Genomic DNA, 25,449 nt, shown 5'->3' on the forward strand with positions numbered 1-25,449 from the left:
GCGGCCGAAGCCGCTCCCACTGGCCGTCAGTCAGATCACCCCTACTCCCCATAGTCGTATCAACGACTCAACTGATCGGCAGGACACGGCCTAGTTCCACCTATCGTGTCCCGGCTCATCAGCGGGTTGCGAAGCTCCAAGGGCCGTTCCTCGGGGGAGTGCCCTTGGAGCATCGTCGCTGGTCAACGGGCATCGCTCAACTGGCCAAGTGAAGCGCTCAGTCACAGAATTTGTGACTGAGCGCTTCACTTGGCCAGTGAGCGGTCGAGTTGGCCAGTTGAGCGCTCGGCTTGCTATCAGTCCGTTTTGTCTCGGGTGGCGCAGACACCGGTGCAGGCCAGCACCGTGGTGGCTGTGGCGTTGAGGAAGAGCATGAACGTCCATGTTCGATCTGCCGTGTCGATCCGGCCGATGCGGAGGAGTTCGTCTCCTGTGCCTTTGAGGATCTCGACGGTCTCGGCGAGTGCGAGTGTCGGCTGCCCGCGCTTCTGGGTGAGCCGGAGCCGGGTGCGGTAGGTGTGGAAGAGCTGGTTGGCGGGGACGAGGCCGTCCCAGACGACGAAGGTGCCTCCGGTGAGCAGGGCGTCGCGTGCGGGGCCGCATGCCGGCGTCTGCTCGGCGAGCATCGCGGCGAGGTCGTCGGATGTCATGCGCTGGCCTCGCCCGGGGATGCTGTGTCGGGGGTCGGACGGGTCCAGAGCGTGAGGTCGCTGCTGGTGGCGACGGCGAGAGTGCATCCGGACGGCGAGAAGCCGGCGGCTCGCAGTTCTGAGTAGTTGGAGTCGAAGATGTGCCACCAGCTTTCGCCGTGCGGCCCGTTGTGCATCCCTCCGTCTGCGGATAGAAGGACACGGTCGTGCGGCCACTCGGGGCTGACGACTTCCAGGGTCCAGCCGTCCTGGGTAGTGCTGTGCAGCCCGCCTCCGAAGAGTCCCGCGATGCGTACTCGGGTCGCGGAGATGGGGCCGAATCCGGGGCAGGAGAGGTCCGGCACTGCGTCTGGGGTGCTGCCGTCGGGGTCAGGATCACGGTCCCGGGCGATCTTTTCCCCGGTGACGGCGTCGAATAGCCCGTGGCCGCCGGTGGAGACCACCATGACCAGGTCGCGGCCGTCGTCGGGATCGGGAGCAAAGCCGATCCCGAGCAGCCCGCTGATGGGGATGTACCGGTCCAGGACGGGGCGCCAGGGGGCAGGCGGTGCAACCACGGGGACGGACAGGAACCGTTCGCGCAGTCGCTGCTGGTAGTCAGAGATCAAAGTGCTTCTTCGCTTTCCGCCAGGCCGTCGATCGCCTCACTGTGCTGGTGGGAATCGTGCCAGATCTGTTCGAAGGCGTCTTCCGCATTCTTGGCAGCGGGCTGTCGTTACTCCGGCTGGCTGGTGGCGAGGACCGGTCGTGATCGCACCGCGTCGATGGCGGCGGCGAGTTGGTCGGCGTGGGCGTCGAGCAGCACCTTCAGCTCGCGGTAGTGGGGGTGGTCGTCCGTCTGCCTGAGCCAGGTGCAGGTGAATCGTCGGTGGTACTTCCAGAGGCGGCAGGCTTCCGGGTCGGCTGCGATGTGGGAGGGGCAGGGGGAGAAGAAGTACTCGCCTTGGGTGACGCGGGCCCAGGTGTAGGCGGAGACGGCGAGTCGCTTCCGGTCGTCGGTGATGGCCCGGTTTCCGGGCCATTCCTGGAGCTGGGCGACCATGTGGTTCCAGATCGCGGGGGTCAGCGTCCAGTCGGCGAGGCTTTGGCGGCGGTGCTGGTAATCGATGCGGGGCGAGGTCTCGAGGTCGGCGGCGATGGCGTCCAGGGCGAGTTCGAAGGCATGGAGGTTGTCCTGGGCGCGGGCCCATCTGCCGAGTTTGGTGCCGAACCCGATGCCGTGCTCGCCGGCTTTGATGCCCAGGAACTGGGCTGCTTCGTGCAGGCTGCCGCCGCGGGCGCGGCGGACGAGGTGGGTGGCCGCGTTGCGGCGCAGGATGAGGCTGCTGAGGCCGGTGAAGGAGCCCAGGTGCCGGTCGGCCCATTCCTGGGGGAGAAACGCCGGGATGTGCTCCGGCCGGTAGCCGACCTGGCTCATGGGGATGCGCCGGCCGCCCGGCCCGGTGCGGCGGTGGGTGGGGACGAGGGTCTCGGCAACCGCGCGGAACCGCCAGGAGCACGACTCGCGTTGCCGCTTGAAGGCGTGGTCCCAGCTCTGGTGGCGGGTGGGGACGATGCCGGTGCGGGTGCGGTTCTCCACCGGTGCCAGGGGAAGCATCGCGGCGCGGAAGTCGTCTGCGGTCAGGATGCTGTCGGCGGCCTGGAGGAAGGCGGCGCTGGCGCGGGCATCGGTGGGCAGGGCGTTGGAGTAGTGCTTCTCGTCGGGGCCGTGGTTCTCGGCGATGTACCGGTCGGCGGCCTCGGTCGCCGCGGTCGGTGTGTCGGGGCGGGCCTTGGGCCAGGTGATGATGACCAGCGCGGCGACGAGCTGCAGTTCGGCGAAGTACTGGCTCGACGTGACTGCGGAGCGTTGCGGCGCCAGCATCGAGAGGATCTTCCCCTGAAGTGCGAGGATTTCCGGACCGGGATGGTCCTGCGGCCGGGTCGGGACGCGGTCGAGCCGACCTGAGCAGACGTTCTCACGGGTGCGGGGTGTGCGGGTGAAGCCGGGCAGGCGCTGGCGGCATTGGGCAGGGTGCAGCCCGCCGATGCTGGGCAGGGCGACCAGGTGGCTCGATCGGCCGATGAAGGGACGCTGGCAAGCAGGGCAGAGGTGTTCGAGGAACCGCTGGTGCCGAAGGCAGGCGAAGGAGACGGGCAGTCGCCACACGCGTTGCCAGGGGCCGCCGTGCTGGTTCTGGACGGGAGTTCCGTCGCCGGCCAGGCAGGCCGGGCAGTAGCGGACGGAGGTGGCGAACAGCCCGTCCATGTGGGGTGGGCGTCGGCCGTGCCGGAGCGAGTCCAGGACGTAGGCGATCGGCGGGTAGTAGGGGGCCCAGCCGGCCAGGGTCAGGGCGGTGACCTCGGCGCGGGCGAGCCTGGTCGCGGTGGCGAACTCGGTGGCCATGGCCGGGGGTAGGACGGTCGACCGGACGGCCTTGGCCAGGGCCTGGGTGTTGTCCTGGATCTCGGCCAGGCCGGTGCGGCGGATGACGCGGTCGGGTGGGACGCCCAGGCGGTGGGCGAGGCGGAGCACGTAGCCGCTCAGGGACTCGTCGTCGAGGGGGTCCAGGCTTCGGGGCAGCGGCGCGCAGGCCAGGAGGCGGGGCGGGCCGCTGTTTGGGGTCCGGCTCATCTGGCGCCTCCTGCGGCGGGGCCGCGGTCGTCGAAGACGGTGTTGCGTCCTCGTCGCGTGGTTCGTTTCGCGGGGACGGCGGGGACTTCGCCGGCTGCCGGGTCGCGGTGCTGAGCGTGGCTCAGGTCGATCGACAGGCCGTCGAAGAGGTCTTCGGTCAGGCGTTCCAGGCCGGTGTCGACGGCTTCGCGGCAGCCGTCCTCGATGAGCCGTTCCAGCAGGCCGACGACTCCGTTCGTGCGCTGGAACAGGTATTCGGGCATGGTGCCGGCGGTGAGCATGTCCTCGGGTGCGTCGAGCAGCCGCAGACTGGTTTGGACTCCGCGAAGGTGCCGGATCCAGGCGCTGATCTGCTCGTCGGTGTCGTAGCGGAAGCGGTCGAGCTCGACCAGGTCGAAGCGTCGCTCGGTCTGGGTCGGTTCCAGGCCGTGGATCTTGGCGTGCCGGGAGGCGGGCAGGTGCCACTGGCCGGTGGCCGGGTCGTGGCGGCCTTCGCGCAGCAGCCCGGAGCCGGGGATGTCGACGCCGATCAGGACCAGGGTGACGTGCATGCTCATGAAGGCCCGGATCAGGTCGAGGGTGTCTTGGTCGTCCGCGCGGTGCATGCGCAGGCGGGTGATGTCGTCCAGTTTACCGACCGCAGGAGCTCGGAAACCGACTCTGAACTGCGACGATTCATAGACTACATGTCCGTCAGGGTGACGGATGCCGTTCTCTGTAGCTCGTTTGAGTGGTGCCGCAGTAGAGCCCGGCGGTGATGGGGTCACGGGTGCCGACTGGTTTGCCGAGCATCCCGTGGACGGTCTGCCCGGTTGGGGTGGATGATCCGGTCATGCCGACTGAAGAAGAGCTCGATTCCATGGAGGTGCGCATCGCGGCCGCATCCATGGGTGCGTGGATTCCCGTGCTGGAGACTCGCGGTGCGACCGGCGGGGCGAGCTGCATCCAGATCGCCCCAGACACTGCCGTGCAGGACGATGAGATCTATCTCAGTCGGTTCACCAACGGAGAACAGGTCCAGGTCAGTCCGGACTTGCAACTGGATGCCGATCTCGACTTCATCGCTTCCGCGCGACAGGACATGCCCCGCCTGATCGCTGAGGTGAGGCGATTGCGCGCCATGCTGCAAGGGGACAGTGACCGGAGGCATGCCGCTTTCGTGGCGCTCCGCGAGCTCGGGCGAAGCCACGACTACCGTGACCGGGCGGATGCCGGTCACGGCCTGGCAGGCTTCGCCGACATGCAGGAAGCCCTCGGGCCACTGTTGGAGCTCGTGCTCGACCCGGGTGACACCTTCGTCACCCGGGTGACCGCGGAAGCCGTGCTTCGGCGAAAGGACAGGATCGGGCTCACGATAGTCGCCTCCGCGATGGCGGTCGCCAGCCCGAATCACAGCGATTGGATCCACACGGCGATCGTCGATGTGTTCAGCATCTTCTCCGAGGACCGGGACAACGCGATGCGGCTGTGCGAGGAGATGTTGCGGGATGCTGATGACCGCGTTGCCCTGGGGGCCCGTCAGCTGCACGAAATCCTGGCCGAGATCGACCCCGTTCTTCGTCCCGCGTAGCTCCGCAGTTCGGGACGGGCTTTAGGAAGGCGCTCCAGAACTGGGGCGAACCGGCGGCATTATGGACATGATGTTGCGGAATGCCTGGTCGGAGACGTCCGGCGTGGGCGGCATCACATCGCTGAGGATCAGCACGTCGGAGCCGTCCTCGCCGCGCAGATCCGGATGCAGGCCGTTGCTGAAGAAGGTGATGCCCTCGCGGTGGTGCTGCATCTCCAGGACGCTGCGAACGCCGTGGAATTCGACGACCACGCTCGTGCCTGCTGGAACGGTGTGCTCAGTCGCCCAGGGTTCGAAGCAGAGCCAGACGTCCTGCTCATCGGCTCGGATCGTCAAGCGTGAGATGGAGCCGGGGCCCTGGACGGGCAGCTGCGGATCGTCGCTCATCGTTTCCTCCTGGAAGCCAAGATCCTCATGGACCTACTGGTCAGTGAAGGTAGTGGGTGCCCACTTGGCCGCTGAAGGGGGCCCGCGCCTGGGCATGGCCCTGACCTTGGCAGCGTCCGCGTCACGTCCGGAGAGATTGCGGATCATCCCGGCGGGGCGGCGATCTGGGCTTCGAGGTCGGCGACGCGGCGGTCTTGGAAGCGGAGGTTGGAGCGGGCGGCCTTGAGGCGTTCGTCCAGGGTTCGGTTGTCGCTGGTGAGCTGGCGGACGCGCTGTTTGAGGGTGGTGTTCTCGGTGGTGATCCGCTGGATGGCCTCCTGGGTCCACTCGGCTTCCAAGTCGCGGACCTGGCCGAGGAGTTCGCCGATTCGGTTGCGCTGGGTGAGGATCTCGGCGTGGGCGGCCTTGAGTGCGTCCTCGGCGTTCAGGGCCCGCTCTCGCCAGGTCGCCTCGCGTGCCTCGTCCTGGTCGGCGAGCATCTGGGTCCGGCGTTCGCCGGCTTCGGCCATCGCGGTGGCGACCGTGGCTCTGGCGTCGGGGTGGTCGTAGAGGAACGTGCGGGAGACATTCGCGCGGCGGGCGACGGCGGCGACGCTGACCCGGGTCTTCTCGCGGCGGAGCCGGGCGATGGCGTCGCGGACCCGTTCGAGGGCGGCGTCGGTGCTACGGTGGCGCGCGGCCAGGGCGGCGGACGTGCGCGGGTCGGGGACGGTGGTGATCACGCGCATCGCTCCTGTTCGTCGGTGGTGTCGTCGTACTCGTCTTGCTCGTCGTCGGCGACCTGGGCGAGGTCGGCGGCGCGGAAGGCGGTGGACCAGACGCGGTGGAAGTAGTCCTGGGGTTTGCGCAGGTCCAGGGCGAGGGCGTCGTCGAGGAGGCCGAGGCCGACCAGGGCGCTCTCCAGGCCGTCGATGGCGCGGGCGGTGGGTGCGAAGTAGCGGTGAAGGTAGTCGGCGGTGGCATCGTCGGGGGCGCCCTCGGCCAAGAGCCGCCACTGTTCGCGCTTGCGCCGCCAGTAGAGGAGGTCAGCGCCGGACAGCACGAACTTGTCGCAGTTGTGGCAGTCCAGGTTCCACGGGCAGGCGCCGCCCTCGACGACGGGCTGGAACGTGCAGAAGCCGCCCTCGGCCGGGGTGCTGCGGCGTGACAGGTCGATCGCCAGGGCCTGGGCCTGCGCGCGGGTGAGCGGGGTGGCGTCTCCGGCCAGGAGTTCGCCCGGATGGGCGGTGCCGGGGCCGGCGACCCAGATGTGCTGGAGCACATCCTCCAGATCAGTGCTGGTCAGATGCACGTAATGCTCGGCCATGCGGTCTGAAACCTGGCCGAGGTAACGGCGGATGTGCGTCAGCGAGGCACCGGCCCGCAGCAAATTGGTGGCCAGAGTATGGCGAGCCTGATGGGGGACGAGCTGGCCCAGGTCGAGCTCGTTCACCCAGTCACGGAAGCCGCGGTTGAACCACGTGTAGGACAGAGCGGTGGTGCCGGCCGGGTTGCGGACGTTGGTGACGAACAGGGCCAGCCGGGCCCGTTCGCTTCCCGTCGGTCGGCGGCCGTGCCTGGCGACAAAGCGGTCCAACGTCTTGCGCTGGCGCTCGGCGAGCAGGTCGTAGAGGCGGTCCGGGATGCGGATTGCCACGTCGTAGTTCCCGACTTTGGTCTGGTCGTGCCAGAACATCGCCAGCCCGCCGTAGCGGCCGATGCAGTCCCAGCGCAGTTTCACGACCTCGCCGACGCGCCGACCGGTCACCACGATCGTCTCCCAGACGTCCCTCAACCCCAGGTCGTCAGGATCGTGCGCCTCGGCGAGCCGGGTGAGGTTGTCCCTGTCGGCCAGGGCGCGGGCGACCTCGTCGGGGAACGGCCGGCGGGCCCGCAGCGTCTCGTTCCCGGCATAGGGCATCGCGATGATGAACTCCCGGTCCAGCGCGAGCCGTTCGGCGGTCCCGTGCTCCAGCGCGTCGCGCAACAGCTTGCGCACCCCGTTGAAGACATCGGTTCGGGTGACCTGGGTGACCGTCGAGGGCTCCCCGGCCAGTCCTTTCATCACCAGCGACGGCAGGCTGTTCTGTTCACGGTGCCGCTGGTCGGCGATGAACCGGGTCATGTGCTCCACCCGCAGGGCGGACGGGTCGTGGCCACCGCTGGTGGCGTCGACCTCCAGGAACGCGCTGAGCTCGGTGCAGGCCCGGCGGATGCCGTCGATCGGCGCTGCCGTGCGCGGGCGCCGGGGAGAGGTGATCAGGTCGGCGGTGTAGTCCCAGAGCAGGTCCCGAAGCCAGCGCTGGGAGATGGCCGTGAGGTCGATATGGCTGGCCCGGGCCGGGAAGCGGACGCCGAAGTGGTCGGTCTCGATGAACCCGGCCTCCCGCGCCTGCTGCGGGGTGAAGTAGACCAACCGCAGGTAGTGGAGCATCTTCTTCACGATCGCGGTGTGGAAGCGGGGAAAGCCGTCCAGGTCCAGGTCGGTCAGTGAGCCGGCGTCGCGCGCGCGAGCAAGGTTGACGAGCTTCTGGATCCAGTCCAGCTTCCAGATGCTGTGCCGGTCCTCCTGGGTGTGGGCGAACAGCGCCCACTGGATCTCAGCCCGCAGCAGGGGCCGCAGGCCGCGCAGGTTGACCTGCTCCGGCCGCGGTGCCGGGTCAACGGCCGCGCACCAGGTGCGGAACGCGTTCTGGTCCGCGTAGGAGACACGAACCGGCTGCCCCAGCTTCTCGTAGCGCTGCCACCAGCTCGACGGAAGGGCCGCCCCTCCCGGACGGCGGTCGCGCATATAGCGGTGCCGGTGCCAGCAGCAAAGCCCCAGCGGGGACAACGCCAGCCCGGGACAGACGGTGACCTGGCAGTCCCCGTAGCCCTCGCACGGCTCCTGATCTGCCACCCACTGGTCGAAGTCCACCGACGCGTCCCGGACGGAGACCGAATACTTCCACGCGCCGTAGTGACGGATGCACAACCGCAGCTCGGTGCGCGGCGAGGTGGGTCGGTCGGGGCAGATCAGGCAGGACCCTTCCCGGTCGTACTCGGCGCGCGGTAGCGGCCCGGCGGCGGTGAGGAACTCCGCCCGGGTCGTCCCGGACTCCCGGGCCGTTCCCCACTCCTGGAAGTGCGTCGAGCACAGGTCCAACCCGCTGTGCCGGGCCCGCTCGCACGCTTCGACCACGCAGGCCCACTGGTAGACACGGTGGCCCTGCGGGACACGGATGATGACGTCGCGGAAGATCGGGTCGAAGGCCGGGGCGCCGATCAGCGCGGTGAGGATCTCCAGCCGGTCCCGCCCCTCGCGGTCGGGGCGGTCACTGTAGAGCGGCAGCAACGATTTCACGGTCACTTCGTCTCACCCCAGACCGAGCGGAGCGCTGCGTCGAAGGCCGGGTCGTGGACGTCGACATGCCCGTAGACCTCGTCGACCATCGTGGCCGAGGCCCACCCTCCGGCACCGCGGGCGATCAGCAGGTTCCCGTCCGAGGCATCGAGCACCGCCGAGGTGAACGTGTGCCGAAATGCGTGGGGTTTCACGAGCCCCAGACCAGCGCGTTTCCCGGCCCGGCCCAGCATCCGGCGGGCCCCCACCGGCGCCCACGGCTGCCTGGTCCCGGGGCCGTGCAGCTGGACCAGGAGCATGCCGTGCCCGGCGGTGCCGCGCGGATACTCACCACCGGTGAGGTACTCGAAGTAGGTGTGCACCATCGCCGGGCTGACCCGCTTGATCAGCCCGCCCGTCACCGTGCCGTGCTCGATCCGCCAGGGATGCTTGGTCTTCGCCTCCGCCCGGTTCGGGTTGCCGGGGCGGTGGCAGACGTGGACGTGCGGGGAGCGGCACTCGCCGCAGGCCGCGTCCTCGCGCAGGTGCAGGTCCACCAGGTGCAGCCCGCAGAGCTCGCCGATCCGCAGCCCGCCGTCGGCCAGCCAGGTCACCAGCAGCCGGTCCCGGGCCGAGTTCACCGCCGCCAGGAGCTTCTCTCGCGCGCCGTCGGGGAGCATCTTCGGGTGCCGGCGGTGCGGCCCCGTCGGCGCGAGCGGGTTGGTGGGCAGCGTGTTCTTCACGTGGCCCAGGAACGCGCGGCGGCGGTCCGCCCGCGTGGGCAGCCGGGAGGTGTCGAGCTTCTTGCCGAGCTCACCGTTGACGCCGAGCGAGGCTTGGTGCAGGTAGAAGCCCTTCAGGCAGGCCGCCGCAGTCGACAGCGCGGAGCGGCCGTAGGGGCGCTTGCCGATCCGCCACGGCTCACCGAGCGGCATCAGGACCTCCGCGCCGACGATGCCCATGTAGCGCTCAAGGTCACGCAGCACGACCTTGTCGAAGGCCAGGCACTCGCGCTCCAGCCACCGCAGGTGGTCCACCAGGTAGTACGCGTAGGTCTTCTGCGTCCCAGACCCGTCGTGCAGGCGCAGGAACCGGTCCGCCTCCGTGTGGATACTGCCCTCGGGCCACACGATCGTCCACGACCGCCGCCCGTCCTTCCGCTCGATCTGCTGGACCCTCAGGTCCCCGACCACCACTCGCCGTGCCACTCGTCCTCCCGTACCGACTCCGGAACATGACGGGCGCTCCGGACACGGTCGGTAAACGAGCCCGCGACGCCCTGGTCACAGGCCCAGACGGACATCACGGGCGGCACTACCCGCAGTCGGTAAAGTCCAGGATCAGCACCTTCGTGCCGTGGTCGCGCAGGGAGGCGGAGACCTGGTGGATCAGCTCGGGCAGGTCCATGCGCGTGACGACGGGAGAGCTGTAGAAGTTCAGGATGGCCTTGCAGGTGCTCTTCGGTTTCGCGGTCACCGGGGTCTGGACGTAGGCGACGGGGACGTGCAGGTCCCGGCAGCCGGGGGCGGCGTCGGGGTTGAGGTGCTGGTGCAGGGCGAGCCAGCGGTCCTCGAACGCGGCGGCGACCTCGCAGACGCTCTCGGTCTTGCCCTGGTAGCCGCCGCCGGAGACCATCACACCGGCGCGGGTGGAGGGCTTGAACTTGAGCGCGTTGCTCTCGATACGGCCGTTGAGGAGTTTCTCGACCGCCCGGCTCATCGGGGTGGCCAGCAGGGGAAGGTTCGCGTGGGTCGCGGCGCGGTGCAGATCGTGGAGCGTCCTCTTCCTCGGGCTGAGCAGCCGCCAGGCGGTCAGGTCCATCACGGGCGCCGGGGTGAACGAGTGGCGGGTCAGGCGCCATTGCTGCCAGCCGGCCAGGCTCTCACGGGCCGGGATCGGGCCGGGCAGGATGAACGGCACCGGGCCGTTGGCGGTCATCGCGTCCCTCCCTCAACCGGTTCGCCTTCGTCGGTGTCGTCGGTGCCGGGCAGCGCGAACAGGCTGTGGCGGCGCAGGTCGTCGCCGAGGAGTGTCGGCGGTGAGGGCAGTTCGGGAACCGCAGCCTCCCGGCGTCGGCGGCGCTCGCTGTCGATCGCCTGCCGGTTCTGCCGGACGAGCTCGACCGGGCGGGGCGCGGCTGGCAGCGAGCGGACGGCACTCAGGCCGTTACGATCGCGCTCGGCGGCCCGGGCCCGGGTCAGCTCCCGGGCCCGCTCGGTCCGCTCGGCCTTCGTCATCTGGCTCGGCCAGGCGGTGACCGGGGTGTGAGCGGAGATCAGGTCCAGCAGCACCGGCAGGAGTTCGTGGTCCTCGCGCGGCTTGAGGCCGGCGCGGGCCGCCTCACGCAGGACCTGCTGCACCCGCGCGTCCCCGAACGCGGGAACGTCGCCGTCGGCCGGCAGGCCGTTCCAGGGCAGGGTGTGCCAGGTGCCGGCGCGTTCGAAGTAGACCTGTCGGCAGTCGCGCGGATCGCGGTTGACCGCCCACTTGCCGTGGTGGCGTCCGCCGCGCTGGGAAGTGCCGAGGTCGGCGAGGACGGGGTGGCTGGCGCCGTACCAAAGTCCGCCGATCTTGACCCCGCGCCGTCCGTGGATCTTGACGAAGTGGGCCGGGAGGAGGTGGTGGTAGAGGTTCGCGTCGGGGATCTGCAGGGCGATGCCGTCCCGGGCGGCCGCGGCGGCGAACAGGGTGTTCGGGCTGTGGCGCCCGCCCGGATCCCAGGTGGGCGCGTACTGGTCCAGGCGCCGGTTCTGCCAGACCTTCACGATCCAGGTCGCCAGCAGGTGCTCTGCCTCCTCGACCGTCCAGGTGGCGTCGCCTTCCGGGTCGGCGCCGCGGTCCGCGGTGTCCCTGCCGCGGTAGCCGAGCAGCAGTTCCAGCAGCAGCGACTGGATCCCGGAGAACGCCCGCTCGCAGGCGGCCTTGTCCTGCGGGCGCATCGCGCGGGCCGGCAGCACCACGACGCCGAGAGTGCGGGCGACCTGGACCAGGTGGTGGTTCTTGTAGACACTCCCGTGGTCGCTGGTCACCGTCTCCGGCGCGAAGAACGGGCGCCCTGCGACCGGGTGGCCGGCGAACTCGGCGACCAGGGCAGCGGGAACCCCCGGATAGTGCCAAGCCATGTCCGGCGTCCAGTCCGGGCGCATCGGCAGCGGGAGCATCACATCCCGCAGCAGCATCGCCACCTCGATCGAGGAGTCCGAGCCCGGGGTGAGCCGGAACGCGACCAGGGAGTGCGTGAAGGCGTCCAATCCGAGGGTGAGGTCCGCGGTGATCGGCTCCCCGAAGACGTCGTCGAGCAGTTTCACCGGGAACGGCGTGGTGTCCAGCACCACGACCTGCCCCGGCCGGGTGATCGTCACCCTGGACGCGCCGGTCTCCACCGCCGCCGCCGACCGCAGGTAGCGCTGGCGCCCGCCCTCGGGGCCGAACCACTCCTTCCAGACCTTCGACAACGTCGTGTAGTGCGGGATCGCCCCCTCGGCCGTCTCGCCGTGCTTCTCCCGGACGAACTGATGGATCATCCGCTCCTTGGTCTTCATCCCGACCCGGGAGCGGTGCAGGCACTCCGCGTGGACCGCGTGGATCGCCTCCGCGATCTGCGGGCCGATCGAGCGATGCCCGCGCAGCACCGGCGTCAGGCGCCCGTCGGCCAGGCCCATAAGCCCGTGCTCGTGCCAGCCGGCGGACCACCGTCGAAGCGTTCGCTCGCTGACCTGGCGCAGCCCCAACTGGCGTGCGTCGTCGGGATGCAGAGCCTTCAGCTCGGCCACTTTCGCGAGTCGGCGCTGGGTCAGGGTCGTCGCCTCCGGATCGAACTCGGGCCGCGGTTCTCCGTCCTGGGCCCAGTGCCGGCTGCCGCCGCGGAAACCGGTCTCGGCCTCCAGCAGGTGAGCAACCCGTAGGAGGAGGCGCTGCTGGTCCTCGCGTGCCAGGTCCTCGAACCGCGTCGGCTGCCGCTCGCCGTCCATCACACCGTCCCCGCCGGATAGACCCAGGTCCCGTCCCCGAACGGCTGGGCGAGATCGACCGCCAGCCGCCGCTGCCAGAGCAGCCGCACCGCGTGCGTCCGCGCCACCGCGGGCACCCTCGTCCGATCCACCAGCTCCCCGAACTGCAGCGGATGCCGGCGCACCGCGGCCAGCAACTGGCTCTCCAGCCCGAGCGGATCGGTCATCGGCCGGCGCCGCACCGACAGGGCGTCGATCCCCGCGAGCACCCGGTCCCGCCAGCCGGTCACCACGGCGTAGCGCCAGCCCACCGCAGCCGCCGCCTTGGCGGCTGCGGCGAACCGCACCTCGTCCTCCTCCGCGATCAGGCCCGCCGGGCGCACGTCCAGCAGCCAGGACGCACCAGCAGCCAGCACGAGGAAGTCCGGGATGTGCGAGCCCTTCCCCTGCGACCAGGTGAACCGCAACCGGAACGGCTGGGCCAGCACCTCGTCGAACCCGCCCACGAAGTCCAGAACCAGCAGCAGCCACCGCTCGGCCAGGCTCTCGAAGCCGTGTTGCCGACCGGTGGAGACCAGGCACTCCAGCCCGGGACGGTGCCGCTGGCCGGTCCGCCAGGCGAAGCGCCGCACCGGTGCCGACGCCATCGCGGGCACCTCGGCCAGAGCCCGTACCGGGCTGACGACCTCGGCCTTCCCGACCCTCCACGTTGCCGTCCACGACCTGGACCACGTCGGGTCCGGATCCAGGCGACCGACCGCCCGGGCGGGAATTCCGTACGGAACCAGAAGATCATCCAGCGAGCAGGCATGTGACCAGACCGGCCCCGTACCAGCGCTTTCATCAAGTACGCCGTCCACAGTGCCAGGACACCGCACGTCGCGAACGAGCGGACGAAATCGCCCAAACCGGCCCCATAGGCCCAACGCCGGCTATACCCTGCCCGGTCAACGCTCAACTGGCCAAGTGAAACGCTCAGTCACATGAGTCGTCCGCGGACCCCGGCTGGTCCGCGGACGACTCGTCCGCGCTATCGGCACTGGCTGACCAAGTTGATGACGAAGAGCAGTACAGCCAGCAGAGGGCCGACCCAGGACACGGAGGCCATCAGCCCCTGCCGCAGTGCCTCCCAGGGTGTGTCGCCGGCACGGTGGCTGATCCATCCGATGACGCCGCCCATGATCACTCCAGCAAGGATGACGAGCAGGGCCCACGGCAGGAAGCTCAGCGCGAGGCTGGCGAGGCTGGGTGCAGTGCAGGCGGTGGCGGAAACAGCCAGGTGGATGGTGTTCAACGTGCTCCCCCGATCGGGTGGTTGAGTTGTTGGCGCCGTTTGGCGTCGACCTCGAACCTGCCCGTGTTCAGCCTTGTCCGGGGGAATCCGGTGGGCCTCCCGCGCGGAAAGCCCCTGATCAGGAGGCATGAAGACGGTGTCCGGCCGGATCCGGTGGCGCCAGCGCAGCGGGACGCGGAGGCGACGGAGGGAACGTGTGCGGTAGAACTCCATAGGGACGGCGCGTGGGTGGGAGGGGTTCGGCGCGTGATCAAGGCGACCAAGGCCGAGTTCGCGGACCTGTTGAAGGAGCTCGTGTTCGTCCTTCCGGTGAGGGCCCGCCAGGCGAAGCCATCGCAAAAGTTGCTGATGAGGCTGTCAGGGCGGGGCTCGTCGGCCGTCTCCGCGTGGTTTACCGGCGAGTCGGTGCCTCCTCCCGAGGTGCTGAAAGCGGTTCTGGACGGGCTGAAGAAGGACCCGTCGTTCCGCTTCCAGTACTGGCTACGCCCTGAGCAGGACCGTTGCGAGAGCATCGCCCGGCAGCTGATGCTGATCAGCGCAATCCACACCGACAACGTCACCGGGTTCGGCGAGTACCAGCGGTTGTTGGAGCTGAGCGAGAAGGCGCACGAGGACGCCTCGGTGGTCTCCCAGGAGGGTGTGAAGGCCCTCGGCAGCGTCGCGCTGGAGAAGCTGTACGTGCGGCGGTCCATCGAGCAGTCCATCCTCGAGACCGCCATGTCGAGGGCGTCGGTGAGCGCCCAGCTTGTCACCGGCGAGCCGGGATGCGGGAAGACATCGCTGCTGTGGAGCCTGTACCGGCAGCTGGAGGGAACCGACGGCGTCAAGCCGTTGTTCGTACGGGCCAGCTACCTCGTCGACGGGCTCACCCGGCCCGCGGACCCGACCGCGGTGACCGCCGAGGCCCTCGAGAGCGCGGTGGCCTGCTCCCTGCAGCTCAAGCACCGCCCGGTCGTACTGATCGACACCTTGGACCTGCTTGTGGCGCATCCCCAAGGCGTCGCGGCAGTCCAGAAGGTGCTGGCGGCCATGGACGAGCGCAACGTCCCCGTGGTGCTTACCTGCCGCCCCGAGGAGGCCGTCGAGCTGCAGTTCCCGCCTCAACCCGAGGACGATGACACAGCGGAGACAGACACCTCAGTGGCCGAAGCGGTGGCCTTCCGCCGACCGCAGCTCTCCCTCGGCCTGTACTCGGACGACGAACGCAACCAAGCCGTCCGCCGGCACGCCGCCGTGTTCTGCCCGGACTCCCAGAACGGAGCAGGCGCCGCCAAGCGTCTGGCGAAGGACATCCTGGATGCCGTGTACCAGGGCCTTCCCGTCAAGGAGGTGTGCGGCAACCCGCTCTACCTGCGCCTGCTGTTCGACCTTTACGCGCCCGACCCGCCGTTGCAGCAGATCGACGCCGGCGGGCTGTTCGACCGGGTGCGCGTCAAGCGGGTGCTCTGCGACGAAAGGGCCGGCGGTGGGGAGCGCGACGAGCGGTCCGACTGGAACCTGACCGCGATCTCCCATGCCCTGGCCCGGTACATGCTCAGCGCGAACAACATCGAGTATCGGCCCCGGGAGGCAGCGGACGCACTGGAGCGTCTTCTGCCCGGCGTTCCCCGCCAGCGTATCGACGCCGAACTCACCGAGCTGCGCCGAAGGGGACTGCTTGTGGACGCACCCGCGGGCGGGCTGCGGTTCTTCCACCAGACCTTCTTCGAGTTCATGGCCGCCGAGTACCTGCGGACCAGCGGGCGTGGGGACGAACTCGTTGCCCGCATGATCCTCCACCCTCAGGACCTCGTCCTAGCCGCGGTCGCCGGCCAGCTGATCCGGCGCGCGGATGCGGGAACCGGCAGCGCCCTGCTGCGCCCCCTGCTGGAGCACGAGGTGCTGGCCGATCGCGCCCTGGAGTGGTACGCCGATATGGGCGACCCCGGCGCCGACGACGCGGCTTCGGCCCACGACGCGCTGCGCCAGGCCTCGACGCACGCCCTGAAGCGGTTCACGGAACGGCTTCCCGGTCACAGGCACACGTCGGCCCGGCGCTGGGTCGACGACCTGACGATCGTGTGGGAACGAAGTGAACAACAACCGGCGCTCAGGCGCACGCTGTTCGCCGCCGTGGGCCGACTGGCCAGCCAGCACCCCGACGAGGCCATGCGGTTCTGCACACGGCAGTGCGACGACCAGGCCGCGCGGCCGGACGCGAACCAGCACCGGCTGGCCTGGTGGGTGGAACAGGGACCGCAGTTCCTCAAAGCCCACAAGCTGGACTGGCTCTCCCTCTTCACGGCTCTGTTCCCGCACGATGCGCGCCAGACCCTCACCTGGTTGGACCACCTCTCCCGGGCCCTGGCCGGAGCCGGCGCCTATGGCATCGTCGCCGAGGCTGCCGCCCAGGCCGAGCGCAGCGTGAACCGCTCCCCCGCGAGGCGTCGGGCGAGTCTGCGGCTACTTGCGCTACAGACTTTCGAGACCTTGCTGGATGACCGTCCCGCTAAGGTCCGGGGTGACATCGCGGACCTGGAGCAGTCGGTCGGCCGGCTGTGGGCCGGCGCCCAGCCGGAGACCGAGGAGGCCGCAGCCAAGTGCCTCACCGAGGCCTTGAAGGATGGCGACCAAGGAGCGGGCAGAGCCAGGCTCCACGGTGCCGGTCTGCTCACCGCCTCCCTCACCGAGGAGCGAGCCCGGCAGGCCGTCGCCCAACTTCTGGACGTGGGCTCCGCCAGCGTCCAGGCTGCCGTACTGACGCACGTACTCGTGCCGGTCCTTCTCGGGCGGGCTACGGCCTTCCGGGACGTCCTCGCCGCGACGTGCCGGTCCGAACTGGCCCGCCTTCCCCGCCCGAGCAAGGACCCGGACGGCAGCCGGAACCGGGCCAGATGGCTGGCGGAGGCTGTCGACAAGGCCATCGAAAAGAATCTCGCCTCGGACCGCCTCCCCGCGCTCCTCCCTTCCGACACAGACCCCGCGGTGTGGCTCACCCCGGGTGGCCTGACAGGGCTTCTCGGCCCTGCAGCAGCCGCTGGCCACGCCCCGGCGCTGGCCGCGGTGAAGACCTGGGCCGCCTCCACTGCCACCACCCGCGAGAAGGCGGGCTGGTCGGCCGAGGACGTCCGCAAAAGCCTTCGTGCCCACCTGACCGACGACGTGCTGGCGTCCCTGGTCACCGAAGGGCTCAACCAAGGGCAATGGGGCGAGCTCACCATCCTCATTGAGGCCGCGGGCGCCGCCAGTCTCTCCCCGCCCGTCCAGGCAGTCCCTCGGCTCAAGAACCTCACACATACCCTCGGCGTCTCCCAGTTGAAGGACCTGGCCCAGCCCCTTACCGCCTCCCGGCAGATCCAGCTGTGGCGGGCCCTGATCCGACACTGGGCCTGGACACCGCCAGCCCCCGACGAGGTGGCCAAGGCCCTAGCAGATGGCGATAGCACCTACACCAGCCTTCTTCTCCTGATCGAGGACTCCACCCAGCACCCGACCTGGGAGTGGCGCCACCTCGGGGAGCTGATCAAGCAGCTCCACAAGGACGTCGAGACACGGCCTGAGCGGAAGGCTGGCGCATCGTCGCCGCACCGTGCCCTCGCCGCGCTGCTCGTACGCCAGCATCCCCTGCCCGCCGTGGAGGCCCGGACCGTGGTGGACACAGTGCTCGCCCTCACCCTCCCGGCAGGAGACGCCCTGGCCACGATCGACGCCTCATACGCGCGGTTGGCCACCGATCTGCTCGGCCGCCTCGCCGTTTGCAACCCCGACGAGGCCGCATACGGGCTGGCCAAAGCTGGACGCCGGCTGGGCTCGTGGCGCAACAGCGTCACCGAACACTTCGCAAAGATCATCCCCCCGATCCTCGGCACGCTCCTGGCACACCTGGACGCAGGCGCGCGCCAACAGCTCGTCCTCGACCTCGCCCACGCCGAGCCGGCAACAGGCCTTGCCGCCATCACCGCCTTCTCCATGCTCGCCGGTACCAGCGCGCAGCCCCCGTCTTGGTACCAGGACCTCGGCAGTGACACCACGCTCTCGCCGAAAGTCCGCTCCGCGGTCACCTCGCACCTCCACCGCTACGCCCGGATTCGCTGCGGAGGGCCATGGCCGGAGCTGGCGGCAAGTCCTCGAAATAGTCCTGAGTAGGCGATCAACCCGGGAGGCCGGTGGCTGGCTGCCACCCCGCACGGTCCGACGCGCTCGTGGTGCCGGTTTGGTACGGCAGGGGATGGGATGGCGCCGTCGACGGCCTGCGCGACCTGGCCGACTACATCGAGCCGTAGCCGCACCGCGCGCGAGGGCCTGGTCCCGGCATGGGAGCTGGAACAGGGTCTGCCCGCGGGGACCTTGATGCCTGTCAGTTCCCGTTCTGGACGTCGTCCGAGCCCGCCTCTTCGCCGTTCGACTCCTCCTCGACCGCGTCTCCGCTGGCTGCGTGCGGCCAGCCGGAGGCGGTTGCAGAAATGACTGGGGTGAGTGAGTAGGTGGGCATGGTGGAGGCGATGTCGATCTGAGACACCGCCTCCAGGACCTGAGTGAAGGGCGGCAACGAAAAGTCGTACTGCGGAACCAGCGCTGCTGCCGTACGGAGCGCGTCGGCCAGCATCGGCGAGGCCATCGTTGTCCGCATGGAGTCGAGGAGACCCGACGCCACCAGGGGTTCCAACCCTGCGCGCACGGCTTCGGCAAGATCCACAAGCCCGCGCTGGGACGCCATGGCGGCGGCAGCCTGCGAAACAGCGGAGACGTCCAGGGCGTTGTCCAGCCGGACGGGCAAGTTGGGAACCAGCGCCCGGTGCACCCCTGGGGCACCCGCCGAGCTGGCCTCGCCGACCGGCCTCCGGGTGGAGGTGATCATCTCCTTGATGATCTTTGCGCGGAACGCTTCCACGGCATCGGCAGTCGGCCCGTCCTGCAGATCGGGCGCGTTCGGATCGTCAGTAGACAACAGGGTGACACCGTTCTCGCCGTCGCCGATGGGGAACAGAAGCTTGATCTTCCACGTGCAGGAGACGTTCTCCAGCCTGCCTTCGCCGATCCCGGCAGTGCCGAACAGCAGCCAGGTCGGCTCGGCGGTGTACCAGACCTGCTCCTCGATGCGGTGGCCAACGACGTTTCCGGTGCGCAGCAGCATGACGCTCGGCGGTGCGATCCAGCCCTTCCACTCCACGGAGCTGCCTGCGGAATCGACGCCGGGAAAGCCCACCACGGCGCGCTGGGCGAGTGCGAGCTTGCCGATTTCGGTGGTCACGGCTTCTGAGCTCAGGTGACGCTCCGTCTCCGCGAAGGCGGAGTCGCTGTCGACCGGCTCGGTGAAGGCGGTCACGACATCGTCGAACGTCGTCAGGCGCTTCAACCTGGCAGCGTAGGGCCCGAGGTCCTCGTCCATGGGGAACCGGTAGGTGATGCCGTCCCCGAAGTCCGTGGAGTTATCGGTGACGAAGTGGATCTCCTCGTCCGGGAACCGGTGCAGGTAGTCGAGGATCGCGAAGCAGATCGCCGCGTCCCGCGCTCCCTCCCCTCGCTTGGGCCCCTGCTTGGCCGGCGGCAGGGCGAGCGCCTCCCTGGCGAGCGCTTTCAACGCCACGTCCTCCGAGCAGGGAAGCACCTCGAACAGCTCCGAGTACACCGACCGCCAGTGCCCCAAGCACTCCTCCAGCTCCAGCCGCGGCTCCTCGAAGGCCACAGCCGGCTGCCATGGCATCTGCTTGCGCAGCGCGTTGAGCGCGGTCACCGCAGCCTGCCGCTGCGCCATGTAGTCCTTCGCCTGGTGCGCGGCGAGCTCCTCCAACACTGTCGCGGTGACGCCGACCTTGTGCTTCCCCGAGGCCCGCAGGGCGCGCACAACATCCGCTCGGGGACTTCTCGGATTCACGCGGTTGATGACGTTCGTGTCGAAGATGATCACCGACGGGGTCCTCTCATGCTCTGCAGAGCCGCTATCCTCCTCGTCCCCGGCCGCCGACGCATCGGTCTTTTCTGCTGAACCGTCGTCTGTGGCCCGCTTCCTACCGCTGCCGGGTCGACACACTGGTACCGGCGCGCCAGAAGCGGCTTCTGCATGGGCGATCGCTCGATCAGGTGAGGAACGGCGTGTGGCGGTTCCGGAGTGCTGCGGGGCCACAGTACGGTCCAGTTCACGGCTAGACGCGTACTGCCGCTCACCGCCGTCCCAGGGCTCCACGCGGTCCGGGACCGTGGTCAAGGTCTTCCGAGACCCGCGGGTTCCCTCACCCATGTTCAAGCGGCAGTCGTACGAGCCGGCACCGGGGGCGTGGCCCGGCCGGCGGGAGACTACGTCATGCCGAAGCACCAGACCACGGCCGCCCAGGCCGCCCGCCAGGACGCCACCATCGGCGCCAAGTACACCACCGCCCTGCGCGCCCGCCGCGCCGCCGCCCCGGCCCGCACAGCGGTCGTGCGGTTCCTCGCCCAGGAATCCGGCTACCTCCACGAGCTGATCGCCGGCATCGCAGCGGCCTGGGCCGACACCGGACTGCGCGTCCTGCTGCTCCAGGAGACCGACAGGAGCTGGCGATGGACACTGCCCAGCGGCCGCCGCCAGCAACCGGTCACGCCCACCGCGCCGGAGCCGGTAACCGCCGTGCTGTGGGAGCAGCCGACCGGGCCCGGCACGCTGGTGCACCACACCTGCGTGTGGGACGTCTGGGGGCCGGGCGACCGAGGGATGCCGGCACGCGACCGCACACCGCTACGCACGGCCCTCGCAGCGGCCCGCGACGCCTACGACATCGTCGTCCTCCTGCCCGACGGCTCCTGGACCTCCCCCGAGCGGGAGCTGGCCACCGCCAGCATCGCGGCCGTCGACCTGAACGACTTCCCGAACACGGACTGCCGCGTTGCGCTGCCCGGCACCTACGAGCATCGCGGGGCCCCGCTGTCCCCGGAACAGTGCGCCGCGGTGCTGCGCGAGCGCCACCTGTCCTTCCTCTACGGCTTCGGCCTCGCCGCGCTGCCCATCGAGCCGGACGGGCTGATCTGGCAACTGCACGGCAAGGCTCCCGTCGACGACGCCTACCTCCAGCGCGTCGACCGCGACATGGCCCGGGTCGGCCTCCGCACCCTCGGCTGGGCCACCACCGAACCCCTGCCCCTCAGGCCCCGCGGTAGACTCCCCACGCCGGAGCAGCTGGGCAGCCCGGACTTCGTCCGGCCGCACCGGGAGATTGCCGCGCGCCTGCGCCAGGTGCTCGACGTCCGGCCAGCCTGACAGGGACCCTCAGGTCGGGCGCCGCGGCTAAGAAACCAGGCGCCCGATCGACGCTTTATCCACAGGTCAGCGGCGACATTGTCGCCTCATGGCAAGCGACCGCGACATCACGGGCATTGACGACATATCGGGTGAAGAGCGGCGCGAGCGCGGGCAGACCGAGGACGGCCTGGAGCGCGCGGAACGCGACCAGTTCACCGAGGACCCGCCACAAGAGGCCCAAAAGCAGGTTGGGTTCCTGCTCGGGCTGCTGAAGGGCGGCACGCGGGCTCTGGCGCCCGCCTGGGTGTCTCGCAGCGCACCGTCCAGCACTACCGCCAGGGCTGATGAGGATCTCGGAAAACGGCCAGGGGCCTTTCGCGGCTCACGGCGGAAAGCGATGAGCGCACCATAGCCTTGGGCCTCCCGATCCTGGCGTTAGGTCGATTTGCCCTTCCAGCGGAACGACGTCATTTCGAAGGAGCTGGAGCACCGCTGACCGAGTGGCAGGGTGAGTGGGACGCGTTGGTGTGGGCGAAGGCGGACCGGGCGTTTCGCTCGGCGAAGTACCGCGCGGACGTGGCGCATTGAGCGGAAGGGAACCACAGGGTCGTGGCGAGGGGTCACAGCGTGGTCAGCTCGGTGAGGTCGGCGATCACCTCGGAGGCGATCACCGGGTCGAGCTCGGCGAACGTCGGGAAGGTGCGGTTGCGGGGCCAATAGTCTCCCGGGTGCCTGTCGAGCCACACCGTTTCCACCCGCTGCTCGGGGTAGGAGTCGAACATGCCGACGGCGATACCCTCCTCCGGGGCGATCACCACGTAGAGGTCGGGCCCGACCCGGCGGGAGAGCCACTGCTCGACGCCGTTGTCCTGAGGCTCGCCGCGCCGCCAGCCGCGCCGTTCCATGCCGACCAGCCGGGTAGTGGGCAGCACCGGACCGTTCTCGAAGCGGGTGAGGCGGTGGCCGGCCCGCTCCTCGTCGGTCAGCGCGTACACCGGGCGGCCGAGCTGGCGGAACGGCTGCAGGATCTCGTAGTCGGCGAACAGCTCCGACCAGTCGGCGAGGCCGTCGCCGAGCAGGAGCGGATGTGCCAGCCGGACGGAGGCCGTGGCCGGCAGCGCAAACGCCTCGTCCCGGACGTCCGCCAGGGTGCGGTCCTCGGCGACGCGGAACGCCGTCACCGTGCCGTCCGTCTCGGACAGCCACACCAGGCGGCGAGCCAGGTGCCACAGCAGCGGATGCCCGACGAAGAGCTGGTCGAACTCCTGCGCCGTCCACGAGCGTTGGGTGACCATCGCCTCCTCCAGGCGGCGGAGCTGGTCCCCCGCGACCGTACGGACGTCCTTCTTGAGCGTGGCAAAGCGCTTGCGCTCGGCGGGCGCCAGCTCGGCGTCGTCCCGTGCCCCCGGGGCGGGCAGGTCCTTACGGCGGGCGCCGGTCGCGTCCAGCACGTACGGCTTGAGCTGCTCGTCGAAGCCGACCGTGAACGTCCGGGTGCCGTAGTCGATGACGGTGGTCCCGTCGGCGTCCAGCCCGAAGTCCGGGACCAGGCGGTCGGACAGCTGCTCCCCGGTCAGGCCAAGACCGGCCGCCACCTCGGAGATCTTCTCCTGGGCGCGGGTCTTGAGCGCCTTGAACTTCACCCGCTGCGCGATGCTGTGCAAGTGCAGCAGGGCCGTATCGGTGCCGATGGCGGCCAGCACCTCCAGGCCGTCCACCGCCCGGTGGTGTGCCCCCTCTCCCGGCCACGCGCGGAGCACCGGCGTCAGTCGGCGGACCGTCTCGTCATCACCGAACCGGCCGAGTACGTGCAGCGCCCACCCGTCCTGGGCCGGCATGCCGGCCAGCCGCCACTGCTCGAACACCGCCCAGCAGAACTCCGTCAACGACCTCGGCTCGCACAGCCGGACCACCTCGTCGAGGCCCGGGTAGAACGCCCCGGGCGCGGACAGCGCGAGCATGGTGAGCACGTGCCGCACCGCCTCGGCAGGCAGGGCACCCTCGCCGCCGCGCAGCAGCAGCTGCGGCAGCATCACCGGCTCCGTCCAGCCGCAGGGCGGGGGCAGCTTCGCCGGGAGCGCGGTCACCAGCGGGTCGGCCGCCAGCAGTGCGCCCACGGCCTCCTCCGCCTCCGGCCCGTACTCGCCGGCCACCGTGCGCACCGCCGCCGCGCCGTGCGCCCCGGCGATCACCCGCAGGGCCTGCTCGGCGCCGTGCCGGGCCGCCCCGGCCTTCCCGAGCGCGGCGGGCACCAGCAGCCGCGCCGCGTCCACGCCGTGCCGGGTGAACCATGAACGCGCGGTGTTCCCGGCCGACCTGAGGCGCACCAGCCAGTCCGCCATGGTCTCGGCCACCCGGACGTCGAGGTACGGAAGCAACAGGGACGCGTGCGTGGCGGGCTGCGGCAGCGCGGCGGCCAGTACCGGCGCGAGTGCGTCCGGCCCGAAGCGGGTGGCGATCCGGCGCATTGCGTCCCGGACGTCCCACATGTACTCGCCGCCGCGCCATTGCGAGATCAGCGGTCGGCCGAGTTCCTCGTTGCCGTACGCGAACAGCGCCAGCTCATCGCGCCGGTCGCGGCGGTGAGGCGTGTCCTCGGACCTCCCGCTCGTGGCCCGGATCGTGTCCGCGATCCGCTGCCATTCGGTGTCCGACCAGTGCGCGTAAAAGGTCTCGGAGGCAGCCCACGCCTCGCGCTCGCCCGGCAGCCACCGCACCTGCGGTTCCTGCGGCGCGCTAAGGCCGGTCAGCACGCGGGGCTTGCCGGCGGAGCGCGGCCGCGTCCACGGCGGGCTGGTGAACAGCTCTGGCAGCGAGTCGGGGCCGACCTCCGGTACCCGGTCGCCGAGGTCGGTGAGCGGCTCGACCAGGGCCGCCTGCTCCGGCGTCAGCTCCGGCAGCAGTTCGAGCGCAGTCACCTGGTGGACGGCGACGTGTCCGGTGAGGAGCTGCCGGGCGAGCTGCTGCGTGGCCGGGTCAGTGGAGGCCGCCGCGGCCTCGGCGAGCAGGCGCAGGGCACGCCGGGGGAAGCGGCGCAGACCGGCCATGAGGGCGGCGCGGGTGGACTTGGTGCCGTCCTGCTGGGCCAGCAGCCCCCGGAAGCCCTCGTCGGAGGGGAGCTCGGCAAGCGCGTCCAGGATCCGCTTCCTGCCGTCCTTGTGGTGGTAGCTGGTGGTCAGGTCGTGCAGCATCACCGGTGCCGCGTCGCCGCCGAGGCCCTCCGCCACGGTCGCGATGATCTCGGTGGACCACCCGTCATAGCCCAGGCTCGGCAGCGGGGGGAGCTTCTCCAGCGGTTCCGCCGAGGAGAGCGAGCACAGCAGCATCGACCACTCGACGGCGGCCAGTCGGGAGCCCGACGCGACACACTCCTCGACCCAGGCGGTCTCGGACGGCACCAGGTACGCACCCACCACCAGGCGGGTCAGGCTGTTCCGGCAGCCCGCCAGGGCCTCGACCGCCGCGCGGTGGGTCTCCTCGTCGCAGTCCGCCAGCAGCGACCGGACCCGGTCCGCGGCGGGACGGTACACGCCGTGCCTCTGGTCGGCCCCGCGCCGGACACGGGGATGGACGGACCTCTGGTGGATCCAGTCGGTCTCGACGGCCGTCGTGAACAGCTCAACGGTGGCCCTGGCCGCGAACGGAAGGCCGAACTCCGCCACCCAGGCGTCCACCGCCGCGCGGACCCCATTGTTGCCAGGATACGAGAACACGGCGGCGAGCACCGCCGCACCGAGCGGGTCCCGGCTCCCGGACTGGTGGGCGCGGGCGGCCGCCACCAGCTCCGGGTCACTGCGCTCCGAGGTAAGCGCCTGCTCCAGCCAGTCACCCATCTGCCGCAGCCCGTCGAGGTACGAGGTCACCGGGCCCTTCCCCTGCGCGGACGGCTTCCGGGGAATACCGCCCCGGCGCGGGATCAGGGCCCGACGCCAGACGTCCGGCATGACAAAGACGTCCTCGTCCCCGGGGCCGGCGGGCTCGGCCGTGGGTGCGGACACGCCGGGCTGCGCCACGGGGACCGGATCCGCCGCTGCACCCGGCTCCGTACCCGCCCCTGCACCGATCTCGCGGTAGCCCTTGCGCTCCTTCTCTGCGACCACCTTGGCGAAGTGTGCCTGCGCCTCATCCACGGTCGGGAACGCCTTGACCTGCTCCCGCCCGTCCGTACCGGACCGCCCGTACCGCACGGTCACCGCGGCACCGTCGATCGCGGCCTCCCAGAACTTGTCCGAGCCGCCCTCGACGAACTCCCAGCGCCGCACAGCCCCGCCCCTCTCCTCGAACTGGTGATCAGGAGAGGAACGCTAGCGAGTCCCACCGACAAGTCCCTGGCTGACCGCCCCCGCACTCATTTCCCCGCCGACGTAACCGTGTGCCGGCCAGACCTTCGCCGACGCCTAGGCCGTGTCCTGCCGATCAGTTGAGTCGTTGATACGACTATGGGGAGTAGGGGTGATCTGACTGACGGCCAGTGGGAGCGGCTTCGGCCGC

18 protein-coding genes are annotated in these 25,449 nt (G+C 70.0%); 4 read left to right on the top strand and 14 right to left on the bottom strand.

Translation table 11 applies throughout. The annotated features are described in order from the left end of the window. Positions 1 to 296: 296 nt before the first annotated feature. The 4 genes from AB0O11_RS36515 to AB0O11_RS36530 all read right to left on the bottom strand — a co-directional run bounded on the left by AB0O11_RS36515 (position 297) and on the right by AB0O11_RS36530 (position 3,869). Positions 297 to 650, bottom strand: coding sequence for a hypothetical protein (locus AB0O11_RS36515; protein WP_363396013.1), 354 nt, complete (start codon positions 648 to 650; stop codon positions 297 to 299). Further along, positions 647 to 1,258, bottom strand: a complete 612-nt coding sequence (locus AB0O11_RS36520; RefSeq protein ID WP_363396016.1) for a hypothetical protein — start codon at positions 1,256 to 1,258, stop codon at positions 647 to 649. The genes AB0O11_RS36515 and AB0O11_RS36520 overlap by 4 nt, the downstream gene beginning before the upstream one ends. A gap of 107 nt (positions 1,259 to 1,365) precedes the next feature. Then, positions 1,366 to 3,264, bottom strand: a complete 1,899-nt coding sequence (locus tag AB0O11_RS36525; protein WP_363396019.1) for a TniQ family protein — start codon at positions 3,262 to 3,264, stop codon at positions 1,366 to 1,368. Beyond that, positions 3,261 to 3,869: a hypothetical protein gene (locus AB0O11_RS36530; protein ID WP_363396022.1), complete on the bottom strand. Its 609-nt coding sequence runs from the start codon at positions 3,867 to 3,869 to the stop codon at positions 3,261 to 3,263. The genes AB0O11_RS36525 and AB0O11_RS36530 overlap by 4 nt, the downstream gene beginning before the upstream one ends. A 227-nt stretch (positions 3,870 to 4,096) precedes the next feature. Here AB0O11_RS36530 and AB0O11_RS36535 point away from each other — a divergent pair, with 227 nt between their 5' ends. Next, entirely contained in the window at positions 4,097 to 4,834 is a 738-nt protein-coding gene (locus tag AB0O11_RS36535) for a hypothetical protein (RefSeq protein ID WP_363396025.1), read from the top strand. 21 nt (positions 4,835 to 4,855) lie between these two features. On the opposite strand, the gene AB0O11_RS36540 is transcribed toward AB0O11_RS36535, so the two are convergent. The 8 genes from AB0O11_RS36540 to AB0O11_RS36575 all read right to left on the bottom strand — a co-directional run bounded on the left by AB0O11_RS36540 (position 4,856) and on the right by AB0O11_RS36575 (position 13,766). Further along, positions 4,856 to 5,221: a hypothetical protein gene (locus AB0O11_RS36540; RefSeq protein WP_363396028.1), complete on the bottom strand. Its 366-nt coding sequence runs from the start codon at positions 5,219 to 5,221 to the stop codon at positions 4,856 to 4,858. Between the two features lie 143 nt (positions 5,222 to 5,364). Next, the gene (locus AB0O11_RS36545; protein ID WP_363396031.1) at positions 5,365 to 5,943 is read right to left on the bottom strand and encodes a DUF6262 family protein; all 579 of its coding nucleotides are present in this window, start codon (positions 5,941 to 5,943) and stop codon (positions 5,365 to 5,367) included. Then, entirely contained in the window at positions 5,940 to 8,549 is a 2,610-nt protein-coding gene (locus AB0O11_RS36550) for a tyrosine-type recombinase/integrase (protein WP_363396034.1), read from the bottom strand. The genes AB0O11_RS36545 and AB0O11_RS36550 overlap by 4 nt, the downstream gene beginning before the upstream one ends. Continuing rightward, positions 8,546 to 9,730: a tyrosine-type recombinase/integrase gene (locus AB0O11_RS36555; protein WP_363396037.1), complete on the bottom strand. Its 1,185-nt coding sequence runs from the start codon at positions 9,728 to 9,730 to the stop codon at positions 8,546 to 8,548. Before AB0O11_RS36555 ends, AB0O11_RS36550 begins: the two co-directional genes overlap by 4 nt. A gap of 106 nt (positions 9,731 to 9,836) precedes the next feature. Then, positions 9,837 to 10,460, bottom strand: coding sequence for a TniB family NTP-binding protein (locus tag AB0O11_RS36560; RefSeq protein ID WP_363396040.1), 624 nt, complete (start codon positions 10,458 to 10,460; stop codon positions 9,837 to 9,839). After that, positions 10,457 to 12,493 (bottom strand): transposase, encoded by a 2,037-nt coding sequence (locus AB0O11_RS36565; protein WP_363396043.1) that lies wholly within the window; start codon positions 12,491 to 12,493, stop codon positions 10,457 to 10,459. The genes AB0O11_RS36560 and AB0O11_RS36565 overlap by 4 nt, the downstream gene beginning before the upstream one ends. Further along, positions 12,493 to 13,119 (bottom strand): TnsA-like heteromeric transposase endonuclease subunit, encoded by a 627-nt coding sequence (locus AB0O11_RS36570; protein WP_363396046.1) that lies wholly within the window; start codon positions 13,117 to 13,119, stop codon positions 12,493 to 12,495. The genes AB0O11_RS36565 and AB0O11_RS36570 overlap by 1 nt, the downstream gene beginning before the upstream one ends. Positions 13,120 to 13,502: 383 nt before the next feature. After that, the gene (locus AB0O11_RS36575; RefSeq protein ID WP_363396049.1) at positions 13,503 to 13,766 is read right to left on the bottom strand and encodes a hypothetical protein; all 264 of its coding nucleotides are present in this window, start codon (positions 13,764 to 13,766) and stop codon (positions 13,503 to 13,505) included. 246 nt (positions 13,767 to 14,012) lie between these two features. Here AB0O11_RS36575 and AB0O11_RS36580 point away from each other — a divergent pair, with 246 nt between their 5' ends. Further along, positions 14,013 to 17,891, top strand: a complete 3,879-nt coding sequence (locus tag AB0O11_RS36580) for a hypothetical protein (protein ID WP_363396052.1) — start codon at positions 14,013 to 14,015, stop codon at positions 17,889 to 17,891. 211 nt (positions 17,892 to 18,102) lie between these two features. Here the strand turns inward: AB0O11_RS36580 and AB0O11_RS36585 are convergent, their stop codons facing one another. Then, the gene (locus AB0O11_RS36585) at positions 18,103 to 19,653 is read right to left on the bottom strand and encodes a PIN domain-containing protein (RefSeq protein WP_363396055.1); all 1,551 of its coding nucleotides are present in this window, start codon (positions 19,651 to 19,653) and stop codon (positions 18,103 to 18,105) included. Between the two features lie 393 nt (positions 19,654 to 20,046). Between AB0O11_RS36585 and AB0O11_RS36590 the strand changes: the two genes are divergently transcribed. Both AB0O11_RS36590 and AB0O11_RS36595 read left to right on the top strand, forming a co-directional pair. After that, positions 20,047 to 20,976, top strand: coding sequence for a hypothetical protein (locus AB0O11_RS36590; RefSeq protein WP_363396058.1), 930 nt, complete (start codon positions 20,047 to 20,049; stop codon positions 20,974 to 20,976). Positions 20,977 to 21,064: 88 nt separating this feature from the next. After that, positions 21,065 to 21,370 (top strand): hypothetical protein, encoded by a 306-nt coding sequence (locus AB0O11_RS36595; RefSeq protein ID WP_363396061.1) that lies wholly within the window; start codon positions 21,065 to 21,067, stop codon positions 21,368 to 21,370. Positions 21,371 to 21,578: 208 nt separating this feature from the next. Here the strand turns inward: AB0O11_RS36595 and AB0O11_RS36600 are convergent, their stop codons facing one another. Then, complete coding sequence (locus AB0O11_RS36600) at positions 21,579 to 25,220, bottom strand: DUF4132 domain-containing protein (RefSeq protein ID WP_363396064.1); 3,642 nt, start codon at positions 25,218 to 25,220, stop codon at positions 21,579 to 21,581. Between the last annotated feature and the right edge of the window lie 229 nt (positions 25,221 to 25,449).

This window comes from Kitasatospora sp. NPDC093102, from assembly GCF_040683915.1.
Classification (GTDB): Bacteria; Actinomycetota; Actinomycetes; order Streptomycetales; family Streptomycetaceae; genus Kitasatospora.